A 17,347-nucleotide genomic window follows, 5' to 3' on the forward strand; every position below is an offset into this window, starting at 1 on the left:
CAGTCTATCAAAATGATCCTGAGGCATTTTGTATTTACAAATCATCAACATCAGGCACCTCTGTTTCAATAACCAATCTAACCCCTGGAACGACCTATCATTTTCTTGCATACAATGTAAACGGTACAACATACTCTGCTCCCCATACTTTCAGCGGGGGGCCTACCTCCACTCTGGCTAATGCCTCATCGGTACAAACAATTTCGGATAACAATCAGGTTACCTTAAACTGGACAAATCCAACCTGTTTTGATGAGGTTATGGTTATTGCAAAGCCAACAACAACTATTGCCGGAACACCAACGGGCGATGGAAGTGCATATACTGCAGATGCTGATTTTGGGGGTAGCGGAACGAGTTTTGATGTAACCGGTAAAGTGGTGTATAAAAACAATGGAACTTCTGTTTCTGTAACTGGCCTAACCAATGGAACAACTTACTTTTTTAGAATTTTTACTCGCAAAGGAACTACATGGTCAAATGGTGTTGAAGTCAGTGCGATTCCATTTGCACCAGCATCCGGAGGTTCATTTTCCCAAGCATGTTTAAATACCGGTACTCCAATTTGGACAAATCCAGGTACAGTCGGCACAATTGTAGTCTTTGCAAAATCTGGATCAGCAATTACCGTTGGAACTCCAACAAGTAATATCTCAACGTATACAAATAATGCTGCATTTGGTTCCGGGACGCCTTATCAACACGATGCAAATGCATATTGTATTTATAAAGGAACGGGAACTTCCATTAATATTACAGCACTTAGCCCAGGTACAACTTATCATTTTCTGGTATTTAATGCTAACGGAACGTCCTATTCGCCAGCTCATACATTTAGTGGTAACACGCTTACAACACCCCCAAATGTTACAGGCTTGGCAGGTAGTCCATCCGCTAACTCTGTTTCATTATCATGGACTAACCCAGCATGCTTTGACGAAGTACTGATGGTTGCCAAAACTTCAACAATTTCCGGGACTCCTACCGGAGATGGCTCAGGCTATACGGCCGAATCAGATTTTAGTGGTGCCGGAACAATCTTTGATACGTCAGGAAAAGTGGTTTACAAGGGCTCTGGTAATTCCGTAAATGTTACAGGCCTTTCAATCAGCACTACATACTTTTTTAAGGTCTTTACTCGGAAAGGAACCACTTGGTCAGCCGGGATTGAAATCAGTACAACTACCATTTGTACGCCTACCAATGCAACAGGCTTGACCATCAGTGACACAAATACAACCGGTACTATTGGCTGGACCAACCCCGCCTGTCTTGATGAAGTAATGATAGTAGTTAAACAGGGTTCAGCTGTAACAGGTACACCCACTGGAGATGGCACAGCATATACTGCAAATTTGGACTTTACCAGTGGTTCAAGTTCTGTTTTTGACGGGGGCAAGGTGGTTTACAAAGGAAGTACAAGCACACAAACAGTAACAAACCTGACAGCAGGTAATGTATATTACTTTACGATATTTACCCGGAAAGGAACCTTGTGGTCATCCGGTATTTCAATCAGTACAGCAACTGGTCCCCCATTGGTAACTGGATTTAATCCAGTTGATAATTCAACAGGTATTCCGACCGACCAAGTTTTCACAATTACGTTTAATGAAGATGTGTTTATTTCATCGGCTGCATTTACAGGATCAAATAACCTAATTGAATTTGATAAATCCGGATCAGGCGACCTTGTCGTTAACCGGGATGGGTCAGGTCCCGATGGCTCAATAAGTATTGTTGGCAATGTGGCTACAATAACCCTCTCCACACAACTTGAAGTAAACACAGCTTATAATATACTTATTGGAAACAGGGTTTTCAGAGACGGTTCAACAAATCATTATACCGGAACAACTGCAGGGAACTGGAATTTCACAACAACATCCGGTGTAACAATTACAGCGCCTGTAGTAGGTACATGCCTTGGACAATTTTCAACATTAGGAGACATTGTAATTGCTGAGGTAAATAACAACAACCTCCAGGGTACAAATAGTGGAACCTTAACATTGGTACTAGGATTCGATAAAACTGGTTACGTGTTCAATCCTAGTGTTTCCGGTGTAACTGCTACCTTTAGTCCAGGTGGTGACATCCAGGCAATAACAGTTACATCCATTACCTTTACACAGGCTACTTTTTCCATTCAATTTGATGCATCTGCCCGAAATGAAACGGATATAATAACTATTTCAGGACTAAAGGTTTCGCGTGACGGATCAATGGCTCCACCGGCCATCGTTGTTGTTAAACCAACCTCTACCCTGAGCATCCAGGGCATCTCACCGGATATAACCACGTTAGCAACAATTAATGGCGGCACTGCACCATCTGCACCAACAGTTGTTTACCCTGCCGGAGATAATTCCTATTGTGTGAACGATAATTTCTCAAGCATCTCAATATCAGCTACCGATCCAGACCCTGCCCCTGAAACGTTCAATTGGTATAATGACGCAGCACTGACTTCAGTCAATGCTATTAACGCAAGCTCAAGAACGGTTGCGCAATTAATAGGTGCCAGTCCATCACCAGGTACCTATATACGATACGTTACCCAGGTTGATGGATGCGAAAGTGTGGCTTCTACTGTAACTATTATAATTACTTCATTGCCTGTTGCAAATGCAGGGCCTAATTTAACAGGTGTAAATGCCGTTTGCTCTGGCAGCAGTGTTACGTTAGGAGGTTCGCCAACGGCATCGGGAGGTTCTGGTTCCTACTCATATACTTGGACAGGTCCTGGCTCACCAGCTTCGACTGCCAACCCGGTTCACACCATGCCTGACCCCGGGGCAACCGATCAAACGTATAACTACCAGATTATTGTAACTGATGGCAATAATTGCTCCTCAACGCCTTCCATTAAGCAAATTACGGTAAAGAATTTATCTCAAAATGTAACTATCGACCAACCTACCACCTACTTTTTTACCGTTAATAGTAACCCTGTTGAACTCGTTGGAAACCCGCCTGGAGGTGTTTTCTCTGGTGTGGGTGTAACACAACTTAGCGGCACCTATCAGTTCGATCCAGAACTGGCTGGTGTAAATACCTCTCCTGGCTGGCCAGTAACGTACACAGCCACCCTTTCGAACGGATGCACTAAAAGTGTGGTTCAGAATTTTGAAGTAGCCAATGCCTATGATGTTTTTCCTAACCTCGAAGTACAGTATTGTAACAATGAAGGTTCCGTGCTCCTGGAGATCTCGCCTGCCATTATCACCGAAATTCAAAATTTTATAAATACCTGGAATACAGTTTATGTACCAAATTATGGTTACTCGCCCCTTAAGTCTACTATTTCAGGAATCATCCGTAATGAATATGCTACTTACTATGGGCAAAATAATGGCGTTCAAAAGGTGCCGGGAACCTATACTGTAGGCGGATGGACACTTGACAACTATCGATTCTATCCATCCCAGTTCCTTACCGACCAAGCCTATCCGCCTGGTGGCGGAATCTATGGAACTTGCCCTACTTGCACATACGCTTTTATTTCTGTTTTCGTTGAGTTTGCCAATCCACTGGCAACTGCACCATATAATATGCCGATTGGTTCTGATTTCGGTTGGCGATTTAATAATGGTTCTGTTGCTGCCTTTTCATTTAACGGTGAATTTGTAAATATTAATCCTGTACCAATAGTAAGTTTTGCAGGACTTAATACCAGCTACTGTAATATTAATACAAATTTTACCTTAACCGGAAATAAACCAGGCGGATCATTTGAAATCAGTAATGACCCGTATAACGAAAACCCTTCTACTTTTGGGGATGTTGTAGGTGACGGTATTAAAGATGTAACCGAAGGAATTGCTCCGGGTTTAGGTGAATTTAATCCGCAAGAAGCCTTTGAAGGAGCTGCTTCAGCAGTTACAAAATGGATACGATATTCAGTTGACCCAGGTACGGTGGGTTCGGATGGCGTAACCGGTTGTGTGGGAAGGCAAATCAGAGGAACCACCATTTATCCATCCGATCCGGTTGTATTCCGGTCAATTGTACCACCCAACAATACCGAATTTTGTTACGAAGGAGCGAGTATTAATATTACCATGGGATTTACAGCAGGAGGTCCGGCTATTACCAGCGGAATTTCATACAGCGGTTACGGAATATCGGACAGCGGAAATGGTGTTGGGGTATTCACACCTAAAACTGCGTTCGACCAACAAGCCCCCGGAGCAACAACGCCACAAACCATAGTTATCACCGCCAACTACACAAATGCCCAGGGTTGTGTTTACTCAATAAACCGTAGTTACATTGTACGACCAAAGCCTGCACTTACAGTAACGGTAACTGATGTCTCAACGAACAATCCACCTCCCGACAATAATTTCTGTTATAATGACGCTGACCTGACTGTACTTGGGAATCAGCCACCCAGCAGCACCTATAAGTATGAAATTGAATACCTGACTTTGGGTTATGTACAAACTATAAATTCACACACTTTCACATTTGATCCAAGTTTTTACTTTGACGATGCTGTAACACGAGGAGCAAGCAACACCAGTGACGCAACTTTTAGAGTTACCTACATTGTAACAGACGCAGTCATTGGGTGTACTGCCTCTACATCATTCATTTTTGCCGTCTCTCCGTTAGCTGAGATCACAATCAGCGGAATAAATGACGGGGACATTTTCTGTTCTAATGTCCAACCTTTCCCAATTACATTTGCCCCTATAAATGGTGTACTGCGAATCAATGGTGCCCCCACTCCATTAAATCCAGTAACAAGCAGTATCAGTTCAGTTCAACTTCCTGTAAATGACAACGTAACGATAAGTTATGAATATTTCTCAGGGGTCTCCCAGTGTGTTACTACTAAAACCTATACAATCAGCCAGGTAGATGCTCCAAAGGCAACATTTTCAACTACTCCGATTTGTGATGGCGATCCTGCCACTTATACAGCCGGACCTGATCCTGATAACCATTCGTGGAAATGGGTCCTTGGTGATTCCATACGATCAGGAACAACCACTGAAACAATTAACCATGTTTTTCCAGGTCTTGCAGGAGCTACTCAAACTTCTTATCTAATACGACTCATTGTAACAAATGGTCCCAGTGCTCTTAAAGTTTGTCGTGATAGTACTGAGGCCATTCAGGTAATTGGAGCTTATCCTCGCGTAGACTTTGACTATTCTAATGTTTGTAAAAACGATTTCACTAAATTCTCCATTAGTTCCAATATACCAATTGCGTCCGCTCAATGGAATTTTGGCGATGGTTTTACCTTACCGAACAATCCATTAAACAACAGTATTCCCGGTGGAACACATGGTGGGCAAACTACTGCAACATACGGAGCACCTGAACATCGCTATTCTACGGCCAACAACCGTTACCTGGTAAGTTTAATCGGACGTACTGCAACAAATGTTGGTGCATGCCCCGACACTATACAACACCAAGTTGGAATTCTTGAAAAACTAAAGCCGAATATTACCTATCCCTATAAAATGGATTCTATTCCGGGAGGTTTATGGATTGAAGAAGATCGTTCCAACACATCAACATGGTCATTCGCTGCACTAACAGGTAAAACAGTGATGACCAATACTATAGGTAATGTCTGGATAACTAATCCTTCTGGAAATTACAGAGAGTCTGACAATTCTTATGTCAACAGCCCTTGTTTTGACCTATCGGCATTTACTAAACCTGTATTTTCCATGCAATATTGGGCCAACACCGATCCGGGTAAAGACGGTGCATTACTACAATCTTCGATTGATGGAGGCGCAACCTGGCAAGTAGTTGGAACTACAACCTCAGGGATCAACTGGTATGAAAACCAAACAATCTCTTCAGCTCCTGGCGGTTTTAATCAATACGGATGGACAGGAAGAACACAACAGGATTGGCTGACAGCAAAAAACTCTATTGATGTATTGGCCGGCAACAACAACGTACGTTTTAGAATTGCTTTTTCAAGCGATGAGCGTGATGAATTTGATGGCTTTGCCTTCAATGATGTTATCATTGAAGAACGTAACCGGATAATGCTGGTTGAACATTTCAGCAATAGTGATGTCGACAATCCGCTTATTCCGGCAAGTAATAATAATTACAATTCTCATTTACCTCTAAATGATGCTGAGGTTGTTAAAGTTCAATACCATGCTAGCTTTCCCGATGCCGATGCTATAAATGCGGCCAACCCTTCCGATCATAATGCCCGAATAGCTTATTACGGGGTAACAAATCAAACCATTCCAATCGGTTTCATAGATGGCGCACGCGATCTTACTGCCCCATTTGGATTTGCTTTACCTGCTAATCCTAATAATGGATGGTGGAACGATTTTAAACTAAAGCGATCACTAACTTCCTCACCTTATTCACTTTCAGTTAAAACACTTCCACTGCTTGGATCAGATACCTTAAGAGTAAATGTTGTTTTTTCAAAAATAGGTACTGTTCTAGGGAACAAAGCCACTTTGCTCGTTGCCGTAGTTGAAAAGAATGTTTCAGGAAACCAGCATGTACTACGCAAATTTTTACCTTCACCTGCCGGTACACTGATTGACCAGATCACTTCAGACTCTCTTGTGTTTGATTGGCGACCGGTTGACATTACTAACCTAAATAATATCGCCATTGTTGCCTTTATTCAGGATATGACCACCAAAGAAGTTCATCAGGCAACAATTGACATTGCGCCAACCTTCATACCCAGTGGAGTGATCACCGCCATCGAAGATGCGGCCTTTGCCGAAAAAATTGAGTTGTACCCTAACCCGGCCAGCCATGAACTGAACATTCTGCTGCCCGAACCGGCACGCTCAACTACACCGTTTGTGCTGATGGATGCCCACGGCCGCAGTCTGGTTGAACAACAGTTTTCAGCCGGCCAGCAGATGAAAACCATCAACACCAGCCAACTGGCTGCTGGCCTGTACATTCTGCAGATTAAATCGCAACAGGGCACGGCACGGAAGAAAGTGATGATTGTGCACGGCCGGTAGTACTTACCCACTTTATCAGCATCCCTGAAAATCGAAAGCTTAACTTTCGATTTTCAGGTTAAATATGTAGCTTCAACCCTGAAAAACAGAAGTATAACTATCAATTTTCAGGGTATGATAGCCAGAATGGCGGAAAATGAGGTTTTAGAATTGCTGAGCACTTTCCCGGTGGTAGGCCTGGTAGGCCCGCGGCAGGTAGGCAAAACCACCCTTGCACATCAGGTAACTGGCCGGATGAATCGGGAAGTGGTTTACCTCGACCTGGAGCTACCCGAAGATATTGCTAAACTGCAACAGCCTGCCCTATACCTTAAAGAACATACCGATAAATGCGTTGTGTTGGACGAAATTCAGCGAATGCCCGAACTGTTTCCGGTATTACGCTCCCTTATTGACCAGAACCGCATCCCCGGGCGATTCATCATCCTGGGTTCCGCTACTCCCAATTTACTCATCAACAGTTCTGAATCCTTTGCCGGGAGAATTGCCTACAAAGAATTGATGCCGCTAAGCCTGTCAGAAATAAACCACACAACTACTTTGGAGAAACATTGGCTACAGGGTGGCTTTCCCGATTCGCTGTTAGCGGCCAACAGCCAGGCCAGTTTCAGGTGGCGAAGAAACTTTATCCAGACATACCTTGAAAAGGATTTACCCTTACTCGGCTTACAAACTAACCTGAACCGGCTCCGTGAGTTTGTTACCATGCTGGCCTCAGCCCAGGCACAGTTATGGAAAGCTGAAGCTTTTGCCAGAGCCCTGGGAGTAACAGCACCGGTCATTAAGCGTTACCTGCATTACCTTGAGAACGCATTTCTGGTTGAAGTACTTCAGCCTTACTATGTTAATATAAAAAAACGGTTGGTCAAATCTCCGAAAGTGTACATCCGCGATACCGGCTTACTTCATACCTTATTGCGAATTGAGACTTTCGAAGAACTCCAGAATCAGGTTGCTATTGGCCAATCCTGGGAAACCTATGTGATCAGTCAGGTAAAATGCCAACTTCCGGATAATTGGTCCATGTATTTTTACCGCACGCACGAAGGTGCCGAAGCAGATCTTGTGCTGGTAAAAGGTACCCAACCCGCAGCATGCTTGGAAATAAAGTACTCCAATGCACCCATGGTCAGCAAGGGTTTACACCATGTAATTGCTGACCTGAAAACAGATAAGAACTTCATTATTACACCATCCTCTGAAAAATACCCGGTCGCCCAGAAAATTCAGGTCGTAAATATTCAGGATTTCCTCTCCATTCTTAACGGATGGAAATAAGGGTCTCTATTGGTATTCGGTTAACAATCAGCCACTTAAAAGAACCATCAAACCGTTGCGCGATTGCCTGCCTTCGCCTATTTTTAGAGTTCAAACAACCCCTCAATGGAAATCTTTCTCCATGCCGAAACCTGGCTGGCTCTGCTAACGCTTACCTTTTTTGAGGTTGTTCTCGGCATTGACAACATCATTTTTATTTCCATCATCTCCAACCGGCTGCCGGTTGAAATACGCGCCCGCACCCGCAACATGGGCCTGATGCTGGCCATGATTGTACGTATTGTGCTGCTGCTGGGCATCACCTGGGTTATTACCTTTACCGAACCGCTCTTTACCGTAGGCGATATTATGCCGGCATTCCTGCACAAATACGTTAACATTGAACACGGGTTCAGCGGTCGCGACCTGATACTTGGTTTTGGCGGATTATTTCTGATAGCTAAAAGTACCCGCGAGATAAACCACGAAATGGAAGGTGAAGACGAAGTAATCAATGTAGGAAAAGCCAAAGTAAACGTTACCGGAATCATCATCCAGATAATTCTCATCGACATTATCTTTTCCTTCGATTCAATCCTCACAGCCGTTGGTTTAACCAACCAGGTGCTTATCATGATCTTCGCTGTAATCATATCCATTGGTATTATGATGGTTTTCTCAGGCAAAATAAGCGACTTCATCAACCGCCACCCTTCCATGGAGGTGCTTGCCCTCGGCTTTTTGATTCTTATCGGCTTTATGTTATTCCTTGAAGGATTAGAGTACGAAATCCCGAAAGGGTACATCTACTTTGCCGTGGCCTTTTCACTGCTGATTGAAATGGTGAACATACGGGTACGCGGACGAAGGGATAAGAAACGCAAGAAGGAAGAAGAGGAAGAAAAAATGGCTGCTGCCGATCAGTCGGCCGTTCAGCCTTAAAAAAATGCCCGCTTCATCGCACCAATACCCCATCGGAAAATTTGAACCCAGGGAAACCTATACGCCTCAGGAAATTACTGCCTTTCTGCTGAATATTAAATTATTACCTTCTAAGATTGAAGCTCTGTATCGGCAATTTAAACCCGCGCAACTTGACCTGACTTACCGTGAAGATGGATGGACAGCCCGACAGATTATTCATCACCTGGCCGACAGCCACATGAACGCTTACATCCGTACCAAGTGGACGCTAACAGAAGACACACCCTTGATTAAAGCCTATGATGAAAAAAACTGGGCTAAAACACCGGATGTTCAAACCGACCCGGTTGTTTCCATTGAACTGCTCCATGTACTCCATAAGAAGTGGGTCAGCTTGTTGCGCACACTCAAACCATCCGACCTCGAACGAAGTTTTATCCATCCGGAAACAAAAAAGCACATCCGACTGGATCGCCTCATAGCTTTATACGCATGGCATGGCGAACACCATTTGGCGCATCTTGCATTGATTTTAGATCGAAGATTGTAGATTTTAGATTTTAGATTGATGAATTCAGGGATTCTGAAACAGCGCACCAAACGTTTTGCACTTGATGTAACTGAATTTTGCATGGATTTAAAACCTACATTGTCAATTTTAGCTTATTCAAAGCAACTAATACGAAGTTCCAGTTCGGTAGGTGCCAATTACCGGGCTGCCTGTCGTGCAAAATCACGCGCTGACTTTATTAACAAATTGAAAATTGTGGAAGAAGAGGCAGATGAATCGATCTACTTTATTGAGCTAATCATAGAACTTGAGCCGGATTCGAAAACGAAAGGTGAGATGCTACTGAAAGAAGGTAATGAATTACTTGCCATCATCGTAGCTTCAATCAACACATCACGTAAGCAAAAGGGATAACACAATCTAAAATCTACAATTGAATTACTCACCCCCCATCTTCCTCTTTAACGGTCACCTGGAAACCATCTACCCGGCCTTGCTCCGAAAAGTAACCTTGCAGCCTTACCACCGCGAACGGATTACCACACCCGACAATGACTTTCTGGATTTGGACTGGCTGAAACAGGGTTCGGAAAAGCTGGTCATTATTTCACATGGGCTGGAAGGGAATACCCACCGGGCCTACATAAAAGGAATGGCCCGCGCCCTTTTTCTCAATGGCTTTGATGTTTTAGCCTGGAACTACCGCGGCTGCAGCGAAGAAATGAACCGCCAACTTCGGTTTTACCACAGCGGGGCCACCGATGACCTGGCTGTAGTAATCAATCATGCAGTTAAACAACAGTACAAAGCAATAAACCTGGTGGGCTTTAGTCTGGGCGGAAACCTGACCCTGAAATACCTGGGTGAACCCCGCAAGCACCCGGATGTACTCAGGAAAGCCATCGTATTCTCCGTACCGTTAGACCTGCACACCAGTTGCCTGAAGATATCGCAACCTTCCAACTGGATTTATGCCAACCGTTTCCTGGTAAGCCTGAAAGAAAAGGTACAACGCAAAGCCAGGATGATGCCGGAACTGGATAGTAAAGGATTAGGAAAAATAAAAAGCCTGATGGAATTTGATGACGTTATTACGGGGCCGCTCCATGGATTCAGCAATGCACTCGACTACTATGCGCAATGCAGTTCAATAAAATTTGTAAACGGTATCAACCACCCTGTGCTTATTATTAACGCAAAGAATGATCCCTTTTTAAGTAAGGAGTGTTATCCGGTTAATGAATTAGAGCATCATAGTAAGGTTAAATTTATCGCCCCGCAACGCGGAGGGCACGTGGGCTTCGCAGAATTTAATTCAAATGGCTTATATTGGAGCGAACGGCAAGCCATTGCCTTTTTAACACATGATTGAACGCTATAGCATATCCGTACAGGCAGCTGACCTCCGCCAACGATTTGCTGCCGATGTACCCGATTTTTACAAACCCCGTTACAATGCCGGCCCAACCCAGCTCTTGCCGGTAATAACAAATACTTCGCCTCAGGGACTCTCGGTGTTCTATTGGGGCCGGCCGCCCAAAGCCGCAGGCAACAAACCCCTGAGCGAACGCATCATAAATCTGAAACTCGAAAACCTGCTTGACAAACCGGTATTGCAAAAGGCTTTGTTTAAAACCCGGTGCATCATACCGGCCGATGGTTTCTATGCCTGGAGAAAAATTGGCAAGAAATCCATTGTGCCTCACCGGTTTGTAACTGATCAACCGCTTTTCTCCATGGCCGGATTTTGGGAGGAATTTGAAGATGAAGATGGGAGCATGCTCCATACCTTTACCCTCATTACAACGGCAGCCAACAAACTGGTAGCAGCCGTTACCGACCGGATGCCGGTTATCCTTACGCCCGAAAGTGAAAAAATCTGGTTAAGCAGAGAGGCCGGTGAAATTGTTTTACTAAGCCAGCTGGCAACCTACCCGGCTGACGCCATGAATCATTATACCGTGTCACCGCGTATTCTTGACAGCCGCATTGATGCGCCCTCCTTGATTATTCCCACACCTCCGGCCGACCAGCACGGAAACTTAACTTTGTTTGATTAGGCGTACTAAAACCCATCGCCCTCCTCCTCTTTTTTGGCAGGAGGCTTCTGTTCAGTTTTTGCTTTAGGGGGTTTTTCTTTTTTGCTGAAGAGACCCTTCTTTTTCTTAACAGGCGCTGTGGTATTTACATCGGCTTGTTGTACACTGTCGGGTCGTGGATTATCCAAATCGGTAAAATCCAGGTTATACTGATCTTCTTCAGAAACCGCTTTGGCGGGTTGTACTTCTTCAGTAGCTGCCTTCTTTTTCTTCTTACCAAAAAGGTTCGAGAAGAATCCGGCTATGCCTTTCTTTTCTTTTGTTGTTTTTCCGGCAGCCTTTTGTGTTTCGGCCACCTGCTCCTGCGCCAGGCGTACATCAGGCAGCACCAATACTTCGCGTAAGTACCACATGTAATTATCCTGTTCGGTGTTGAAGCCGATATTTTTAATATAATAGTTGGGTTTTTCCGGAATATACTTTCCCGCAACCGGATCATATTTCAGACTATCCGGAAAATTGTATTTCAGCACGCGTACTTCGCGATCTTTGCTGATAACGTATACCTCGGGCTCGGCCGATACACTATCAGCCGCTTGCGTATCAACAATAAAGGTGCTGTCAATTACCGAGCGGGCCGCTTTTTCAAGATCATCCTTTGAAATTTCCGCGTCCATGGTTAGTGAATCGGGCACAACCGGCTTTACCGGTTTAGCCGGTACCGTTTTAATCTGATTCAGTTTCTTCTTGTACGATATTGGTTCGGCTACCAGGTATTTGTTTTTACTGGCCGTTAGGATTTTAGGAGTAGAGTCTTCATTGAAGTAGCTGAACTTCTTGCGTAGTTCATTTTTGTCGTAGATGTACGCACTCTGGTAAGCAGGGCAAACCATCTTTTGGGTGCACGACCCCAAAAGCATGGATAAAGCAACTACGACAACAAAAAACCTGGCCATGATAGCGCTAAACAAACAAAATTAAGGAATTTAAGCAGAAGTAATCCCCGGCTGGCCTTAATTGTAACCAATTGATTATCAAATTTTTTAATGTATTAGCCTAACTTATCACTTTTATTGAATACATCAGTACCCAAAGAAATAACGCTTTAAAATTACCAGCAGGCATATGAGGAACATGATTATGGCGATTTTATTAATGGTATGCATGGCCCGGATATTGAAGCCGCCCGGCCGGGAAGGGTCTTTTTTGCGGAAGAAATAACCCAGCACCTCGCCTACCTGGAAAAACTCACGCAGGCGGCTGCGGCTGCTTTGTTCACCTGCCCTCTTCTCCTGAACATTCGGTTCTGTTTCACTCATTAGTTAACTGTTCAATAGTTTCCGGATTAATCCAATTGCCGTCTTCCTTTATCAGGTTAATCAATTCATCAACAGCCTGGGCCGAAGGTACATTTCGTTTTACTACTTCCTTACCCCGATACAACGTGATACGTGCCGGTCCGGAACCAACATAACCATAGTCGGCATCGGCCATTTCACCCGGGCCATTAACGATACAACCCATTATACCGATCTTAACACCTTTCAGGTGATCGGTGCGTTTGCGGATCATAGCCGTGGTACTCTGCAGGTCGAATAACGTGCGGCCACACGATGGACAGGAAATATATTCCGTTTTCGACATACGGTTGCGCGTAGCTTGCAGAATTCCGAAAGCCGTTTTATTACATACATCGGTTTGACGTAAATACAATTCTTTATCGGATGATCCGGCAAGGGATAACATCAGTCCATCGCCAAAGCCGTCTATAAACAATCCGCCTGCATCGGTGGCGCTGTAAATACGAAATTGATCAGGCTCTATTTCAGGATATGCCCGCTGAATAATGATCGGGATATCAATATTCCTTTCTGCCAATTCAAAAAATATTCTCCGCAGTTCAGCCATGGCGTGATTGTTATTTGAATAAATAACGCCTACAGCCGTTTTATCTTCACGAACCTTCTCCAAAAAGATTTCATTCAAGTCACCAATTGAAAAACAGACAAAGTTCATTCGGGCATGTTGTTCTTTTTGATTTAAATATTCCGTTACGGTTAACAACGGAAATTTGTTCTCCTTATCATCAGCGGTACGCCACACTTCATAATCGCGTATTTCCTTCAGGCCGTTAGGCAACATAAAAGAAATTGGATTTTTACCTGTGTACACATAATCAGCCCCCTGGTCGTTCATCTTCCACTTATCCGGCTCCGGCAGGTAGAAGTGGCCAATGCAACGCAAGTCTTTATAATCGGTTACCGGCAGGGCGCTGAGATCAGCCACGACCCGTGGTACATGATGAGGGCCACCCATGTTTTCAACCTCACGGGTTACCCTGCGCGAATAACTGAACGGATCAATCGGGCTATCGGCAATTTCAGGGATCAGTTGGTGATTTGTCCGGCTCACGTACCGATCCACCATTATCTTCGCTACAGGCGCTTCAAATTCCGGCTCCTCGGTTAAGGAAACGCGCACGGTATCGCCCAATCCGTCTTCAAGCAGCGTACCAATACCTACGGCCGACTTAATGCGGCCGTCTTCGCCTTCGCCTGCTTCGGTAACACCCAGGTGCAACGGGTAAGGCTTAAACCCTTCTTCATCAAGTTTATTCACCAGCAACCTATAGGCCTGCACCATTACCTGCGGGTTGCTGGCCTTCATAGACAGCACGATGTTGTAATAATTCAGGTCTTCGCAAATGCGCAGAAACTCCAGGGCCGACTCAACCATGCCCAGCGGAGTATCGCCATAGCGACTCATGATCCGGTCACTCAGCGAGCCGTGGTTGGTGCCAATGCGCATGGCGGTGCCGTATTCTTTACAGATTTTTACCAGCGGGGCAAATTTCTCGCGAATGCGATCCAATTCGGCCTGGTAGGCAGCCTCGGTATAATCAATCGTTTCGAATCGCTTTTTATCGGCATAATTACCCGGATTGATCCGTACTTTTTCTACAATGCGTGCGGCCAGTTCAGCCGCATTGGGTGTGAAATGTATATCCGCAATCAAAGGCACCTGGCAACCTCTGCGCTTTAACTCGTTTTTTATTTCCTGCAGGTTCTGGGCCTCTTTAATACTAGGTGCTGTAATGCGTACATATTCGCAACCTGCGTTAACCATGCGGATAACCTGTTCAACTGAACCTATTGTATCCATCGTATCTACCGTAGTCATTGACTGGATGCGAATGGGATTATCCGCACCGAGCGGTACATCACCAATCTTTACCTCGATGGTCTTTCTGCGGCTATAACGTACCAGGCTGTTGCAATACTGGCGGGTGGCGGCTACGATGGGGTTCACAATCAAAGATTTACTGCAAAGTTAACCGTTATGAGGCTGATTTGTTTTGAACCGGGGCAACTAAATCAGATATCGCCCAATTGGGGCCGGATGAGGATTTCTTCCACCACACTGCGGGTGCTCAGCGACCAGGCCGCGTAAATCATTTCAGCCACATCTTCTACTTTCATAAAGCGCTCATCAGGCAGGTTTACGCCATCCCAACTTGCGGTTTTTGTGGCGCCCGGTAGTACCGCAGTTACACGGATGTTGTCAGCCTTCACTTCTTCGCGCAGGCATTTGGAAAAACCCAATAAGGCAAATTTGGTTATCGCATACGACCCACCATTGGCGTACGCTTTGATGCTGGCAATGGAACAGATGTTAAAAATATGACCCGCTTTATTTTTCTTCATAGCAGGCACAATACCGCGGGTTGTATGATACGCACTATAAAGGTTGGCATTTACCATGCTTTCAAGCGTTCCTTCCGGTTCGGTAGTTATAGAACCCGGCACAAAATAGCCCGCATTGTTAACCAGTACATCTACCGGGCGGTTAAGCCCAAGGACAAAATCCGTAAAAGATTTAACCTGAGCCCTGTCCGATAAATCAGCAACGGTTGTAAACACGTGCTTGTCTTTGTGGGTACTTTCAAGTTGTTGTTTAAGGGATTCCAGTTCGCCTGGCTTTCGTGCACAGGTAGCCGCATCAAAATCATGAGCCATAAATTTCTCGATCACGGCACGCCCGATACCTTTCGTTCCCCCGGTAACCACCACTAACTTTTTCATGTAAAACGGATTCGTATTTTTGGCTATCTTTAGCAAGATAGAGAATTCAATGAAAGAAGTCGGGCGGTACTTTATTTTTTTAGGCAACCTGCTGGTAAACCGCGAATCGTTTAAAACCCATTACAAACTTGTTATTGATGAGTGTGTACTGATCGGACTGGACTCCATATTCCTTTTTGTTTTAGTATCGTCCTTCATGGGGGCGGTATCAACCGTGCAAACGGCCTTTAACCTGGTGGCTCCTTACATACCCCGATACGTAATTTCGCAGGTTGTTCGTGAAATGACTGTACTGGAACTGGCCCCTACCGTTATGGCCATTATTTATGCCGGTAAGGTCGGGTCGAGCATGGCCGGTAACCTGGGTACGATGCGGATAACCGAGCAAATTGATGCCTTGGAAGTAATGGGTATCAACTCGGTAAACTACCTGGTGTTGCCTAAAATCACGGCTTCCATCCTTATGTTCCCTATGCTGGTTATTGTTTCGGGGGTCTGCGCCTTGTTGGGTGGTTATGCAGTCGGGTTACTTACCGGAATACTTTCACCAACGGAATATATTTACGGTATACGGTACGCGTTCAACCCTTTTACCATAACGTTTGCGTTGATAAAATCCATCGCATTCGGATTTCTGGTATCCTCCATCTCGTCATTTAAAGGCTATTATACCACAGGCGGTGCGCTTGAAGTTGGTATTTCAAGCACCAAGGCTGTAACCACCAGTGTTATTGCCATCCTCCTCGCAGACTATTTACTGGCTCAACTCCTTCTTTCCCCGGCATGATAGAAATACAGAACATTACCAAAACGTTTGGCGACCGGAAAGTACTGCACGGCATCAGCGGGGTATTTGAAAAAGGTAAGCCCAATTTGATCATTGGATCCTCCGGCACCGGCAAAAGTGTGCTGTTAAAATGTATTGTTGAACTGGTAATGCCTGATGAAGGAAAGGTTTTTTTCGATAACCGTAATTTCACCGACAGCGACCGCTCAAAGAAAATCGAAATCAGGCGCGAAATCGGCATGCTCTTTCAGGGCGGGGCATTGTTCGACTCAAAGAATGTGGAAGAAAACGTTCGTTTCCCGCTCGATATGCTGGCCAATATGCCCCGCGATGAAAAGCAGGATCGGGTAAACCTGGTGCTGAACCGGGTGGGATTAAAAGGGGCCAACAAAAAAATGCCTTCTGAATTGAGTGGCGGTATGCGCAAGCGCGTGGGTATTGCCCGTGCCATTGTTAACAACCCGCGTTACCTGTTCTGCGATGAACCCAATTCAGGCCTCGACCCACAGACTTCGATTCTTATAGATGAACTTATCCGCGATTTAACAGAAGACTATGACACCACCACCATTGTGGTTACACACGATATGAACTCGGTGCTTGGTATTGGCGAAAACATCATGTTCATTTACCAGGGCCACAAATTGTGGGAAGGCAGCAAAACCGATATCACGCACAGCGGGGTTAAAGAACTCGATGACTTTGTGTTTGCCAATAAGGTGATGATTGCCCTTAAAGAATCCGGCAAAGGCTAA

General features: G+C 44.9%; 13 protein-coding genes. 9 read left to right on the forward strand and 4 right to left on the reverse strand.

Annotated features, from left to right (window positions below):
- Nucleotides 1-260 precede the first annotated feature (260 nt).
- The 7 genes from HRU69_14615 to HRU69_14645 all read left to right on the forward strand — a co-directional run bounded on the left by HRU69_14615 (nt 261) and on the right by HRU69_14645 (nt 11,744).
- Nucleotides 261-6,992, forward strand: coding sequence for a T9SS type A sorting domain-containing protein (locus HRU69_14615; GenBank protein ID QOI98638.1), 6,732 nt, complete (start codon nt 261-263; stop codon nt 6,990-6,992).
- Between the two features lie 114 nt (nt 6,993-7,106).
- Complete coding sequence (locus tag HRU69_14620; protein QOI98639.1) at nt 7,107-8,270, forward strand: ATP-binding protein; 1,164 nt, start codon at nt 7,107-7,109, stop codon at nt 8,268-8,270.
- A gap of 105 nt (nt 8,271-8,375) precedes the next feature.
- Complete coding sequence (locus tag HRU69_14625) at nt 8,376-9,191, forward strand: TerC family protein (GenBank protein ID QOI98640.1); 816 nt, start codon at nt 8,376-8,378, stop codon at nt 9,189-9,191.
- A 4-nt stretch (nt 9,192-9,195) separates the two neighbouring features.
- Nucleotides 9,196-9,723, forward strand: a complete 528-nt coding sequence (locus HRU69_14630; protein QOI98641.1) for a putative metal-dependent hydrolase — start codon at nt 9,196-9,198, stop codon at nt 9,721-9,723.
- Nucleotides 9,724-9,741: 18 nt separating this feature from the next.
- Nucleotides 9,742-10,098: a four helix bundle protein gene (locus tag HRU69_14635; GenBank protein ID QOI98642.1), complete on the forward strand. Its 357-nt coding sequence runs from the start codon at nt 9,742-9,744 to the stop codon at nt 10,096-10,098.
- A 19-nt stretch (nt 10,099-10,117) separates the two neighbouring features.
- Nucleotides 10,118-11,056 (forward strand): alpha/beta fold hydrolase, encoded by a 939-nt coding sequence (locus tag HRU69_14640; GenBank protein ID QOI98643.1) that lies wholly within the window; start codon nt 10,118-10,120, stop codon nt 11,054-11,056.
- Nucleotides 11,049-11,744, forward strand: a complete 696-nt coding sequence (locus tag HRU69_14645) for an SOS response-associated peptidase (GenBank protein QOI98644.1) — start codon at nt 11,049-11,051, stop codon at nt 11,742-11,744. The genes HRU69_14640 and HRU69_14645 overlap by 8 nt, the downstream gene beginning before the upstream one ends.
- Nucleotides 11,745-11,749: 5 nt before the next feature.
- On the opposite strand, the gene HRU69_14650 is transcribed toward HRU69_14645, so the two are convergent.
- From HRU69_14650 to HRU69_14665, 4 genes are all read right to left on the reverse strand, one after another.
- Nucleotides 11,750-12,679 carry a hypothetical protein gene (locus tag HRU69_14650; GenBank protein QOI98645.1) on the reverse strand — a complete coding sequence of 310 codons (930 nt, stop codon included), beginning with the start codon at nt 12,677-12,679 and terminating at the stop codon, nt 11,750-11,752.
- Between the two features lie 126 nt (nt 12,680-12,805).
- Nucleotides 12,806-13,042, reverse strand: a complete 237-nt coding sequence (locus HRU69_14655; GenBank protein QOI98646.1) for a hypothetical protein — start codon at nt 13,040-13,042, stop codon at nt 12,806-12,808.
- Nucleotides 13,035-15,035 carry a (E)-4-hydroxy-3-methylbut-2-enyl-diphosphate synthase gene (gene ispG / locus HRU69_14660; GenBank protein ID QOI98944.1) on the reverse strand — a complete coding sequence of 667 codons (2,001 nt, stop codon included), beginning with the start codon at nt 15,033-15,035 and terminating at the stop codon, nt 13,035-13,037. Before ispG ends, HRU69_14655 begins: the two co-directional genes overlap by 8 nt.
- A gap of 62 nt (nt 15,036-15,097) precedes the next feature.
- Complete coding sequence (locus tag HRU69_14665; protein QOI98647.1) at nt 15,098-15,805, reverse strand: SDR family NAD(P)-dependent oxidoreductase; 708 nt, start codon at nt 15,803-15,805, stop codon at nt 15,098-15,100.
- Nucleotides 15,806-15,854: 49 nt separating this feature from the next.
- Here HRU69_14665 and HRU69_14670 point away from each other — a divergent pair, with 49 nt between their 5' ends.
- Nucleotides 15,855-16,592 carry an ABC transporter permease gene (locus HRU69_14670; protein ID QOI98945.1) on the forward strand — a complete coding sequence of 246 codons (738 nt, stop codon included), beginning with the start codon at nt 15,855-15,857 and terminating at the stop codon, nt 16,590-16,592.
- Nucleotides 16,589-17,347 (forward strand): ATP-binding cassette domain-containing protein, encoded by a 759-nt coding sequence (locus HRU69_14675; protein QOI98648.1) that lies wholly within the window; start codon nt 16,589-16,591, stop codon nt 17,345-17,347. The genes HRU69_14670 and HRU69_14675 overlap by 4 nt, the downstream gene beginning before the upstream one ends.

The sequence above is a fragment of the Flammeovirgaceae bacterium genome, from assembly GCA_015180985.1.
In the GTDB taxonomy this organism is placed as follows: domain Bacteria; phylum Bacteroidota; class Bacteroidia; order Cytophagales; family Cyclobacteriaceae; genus UBA2336.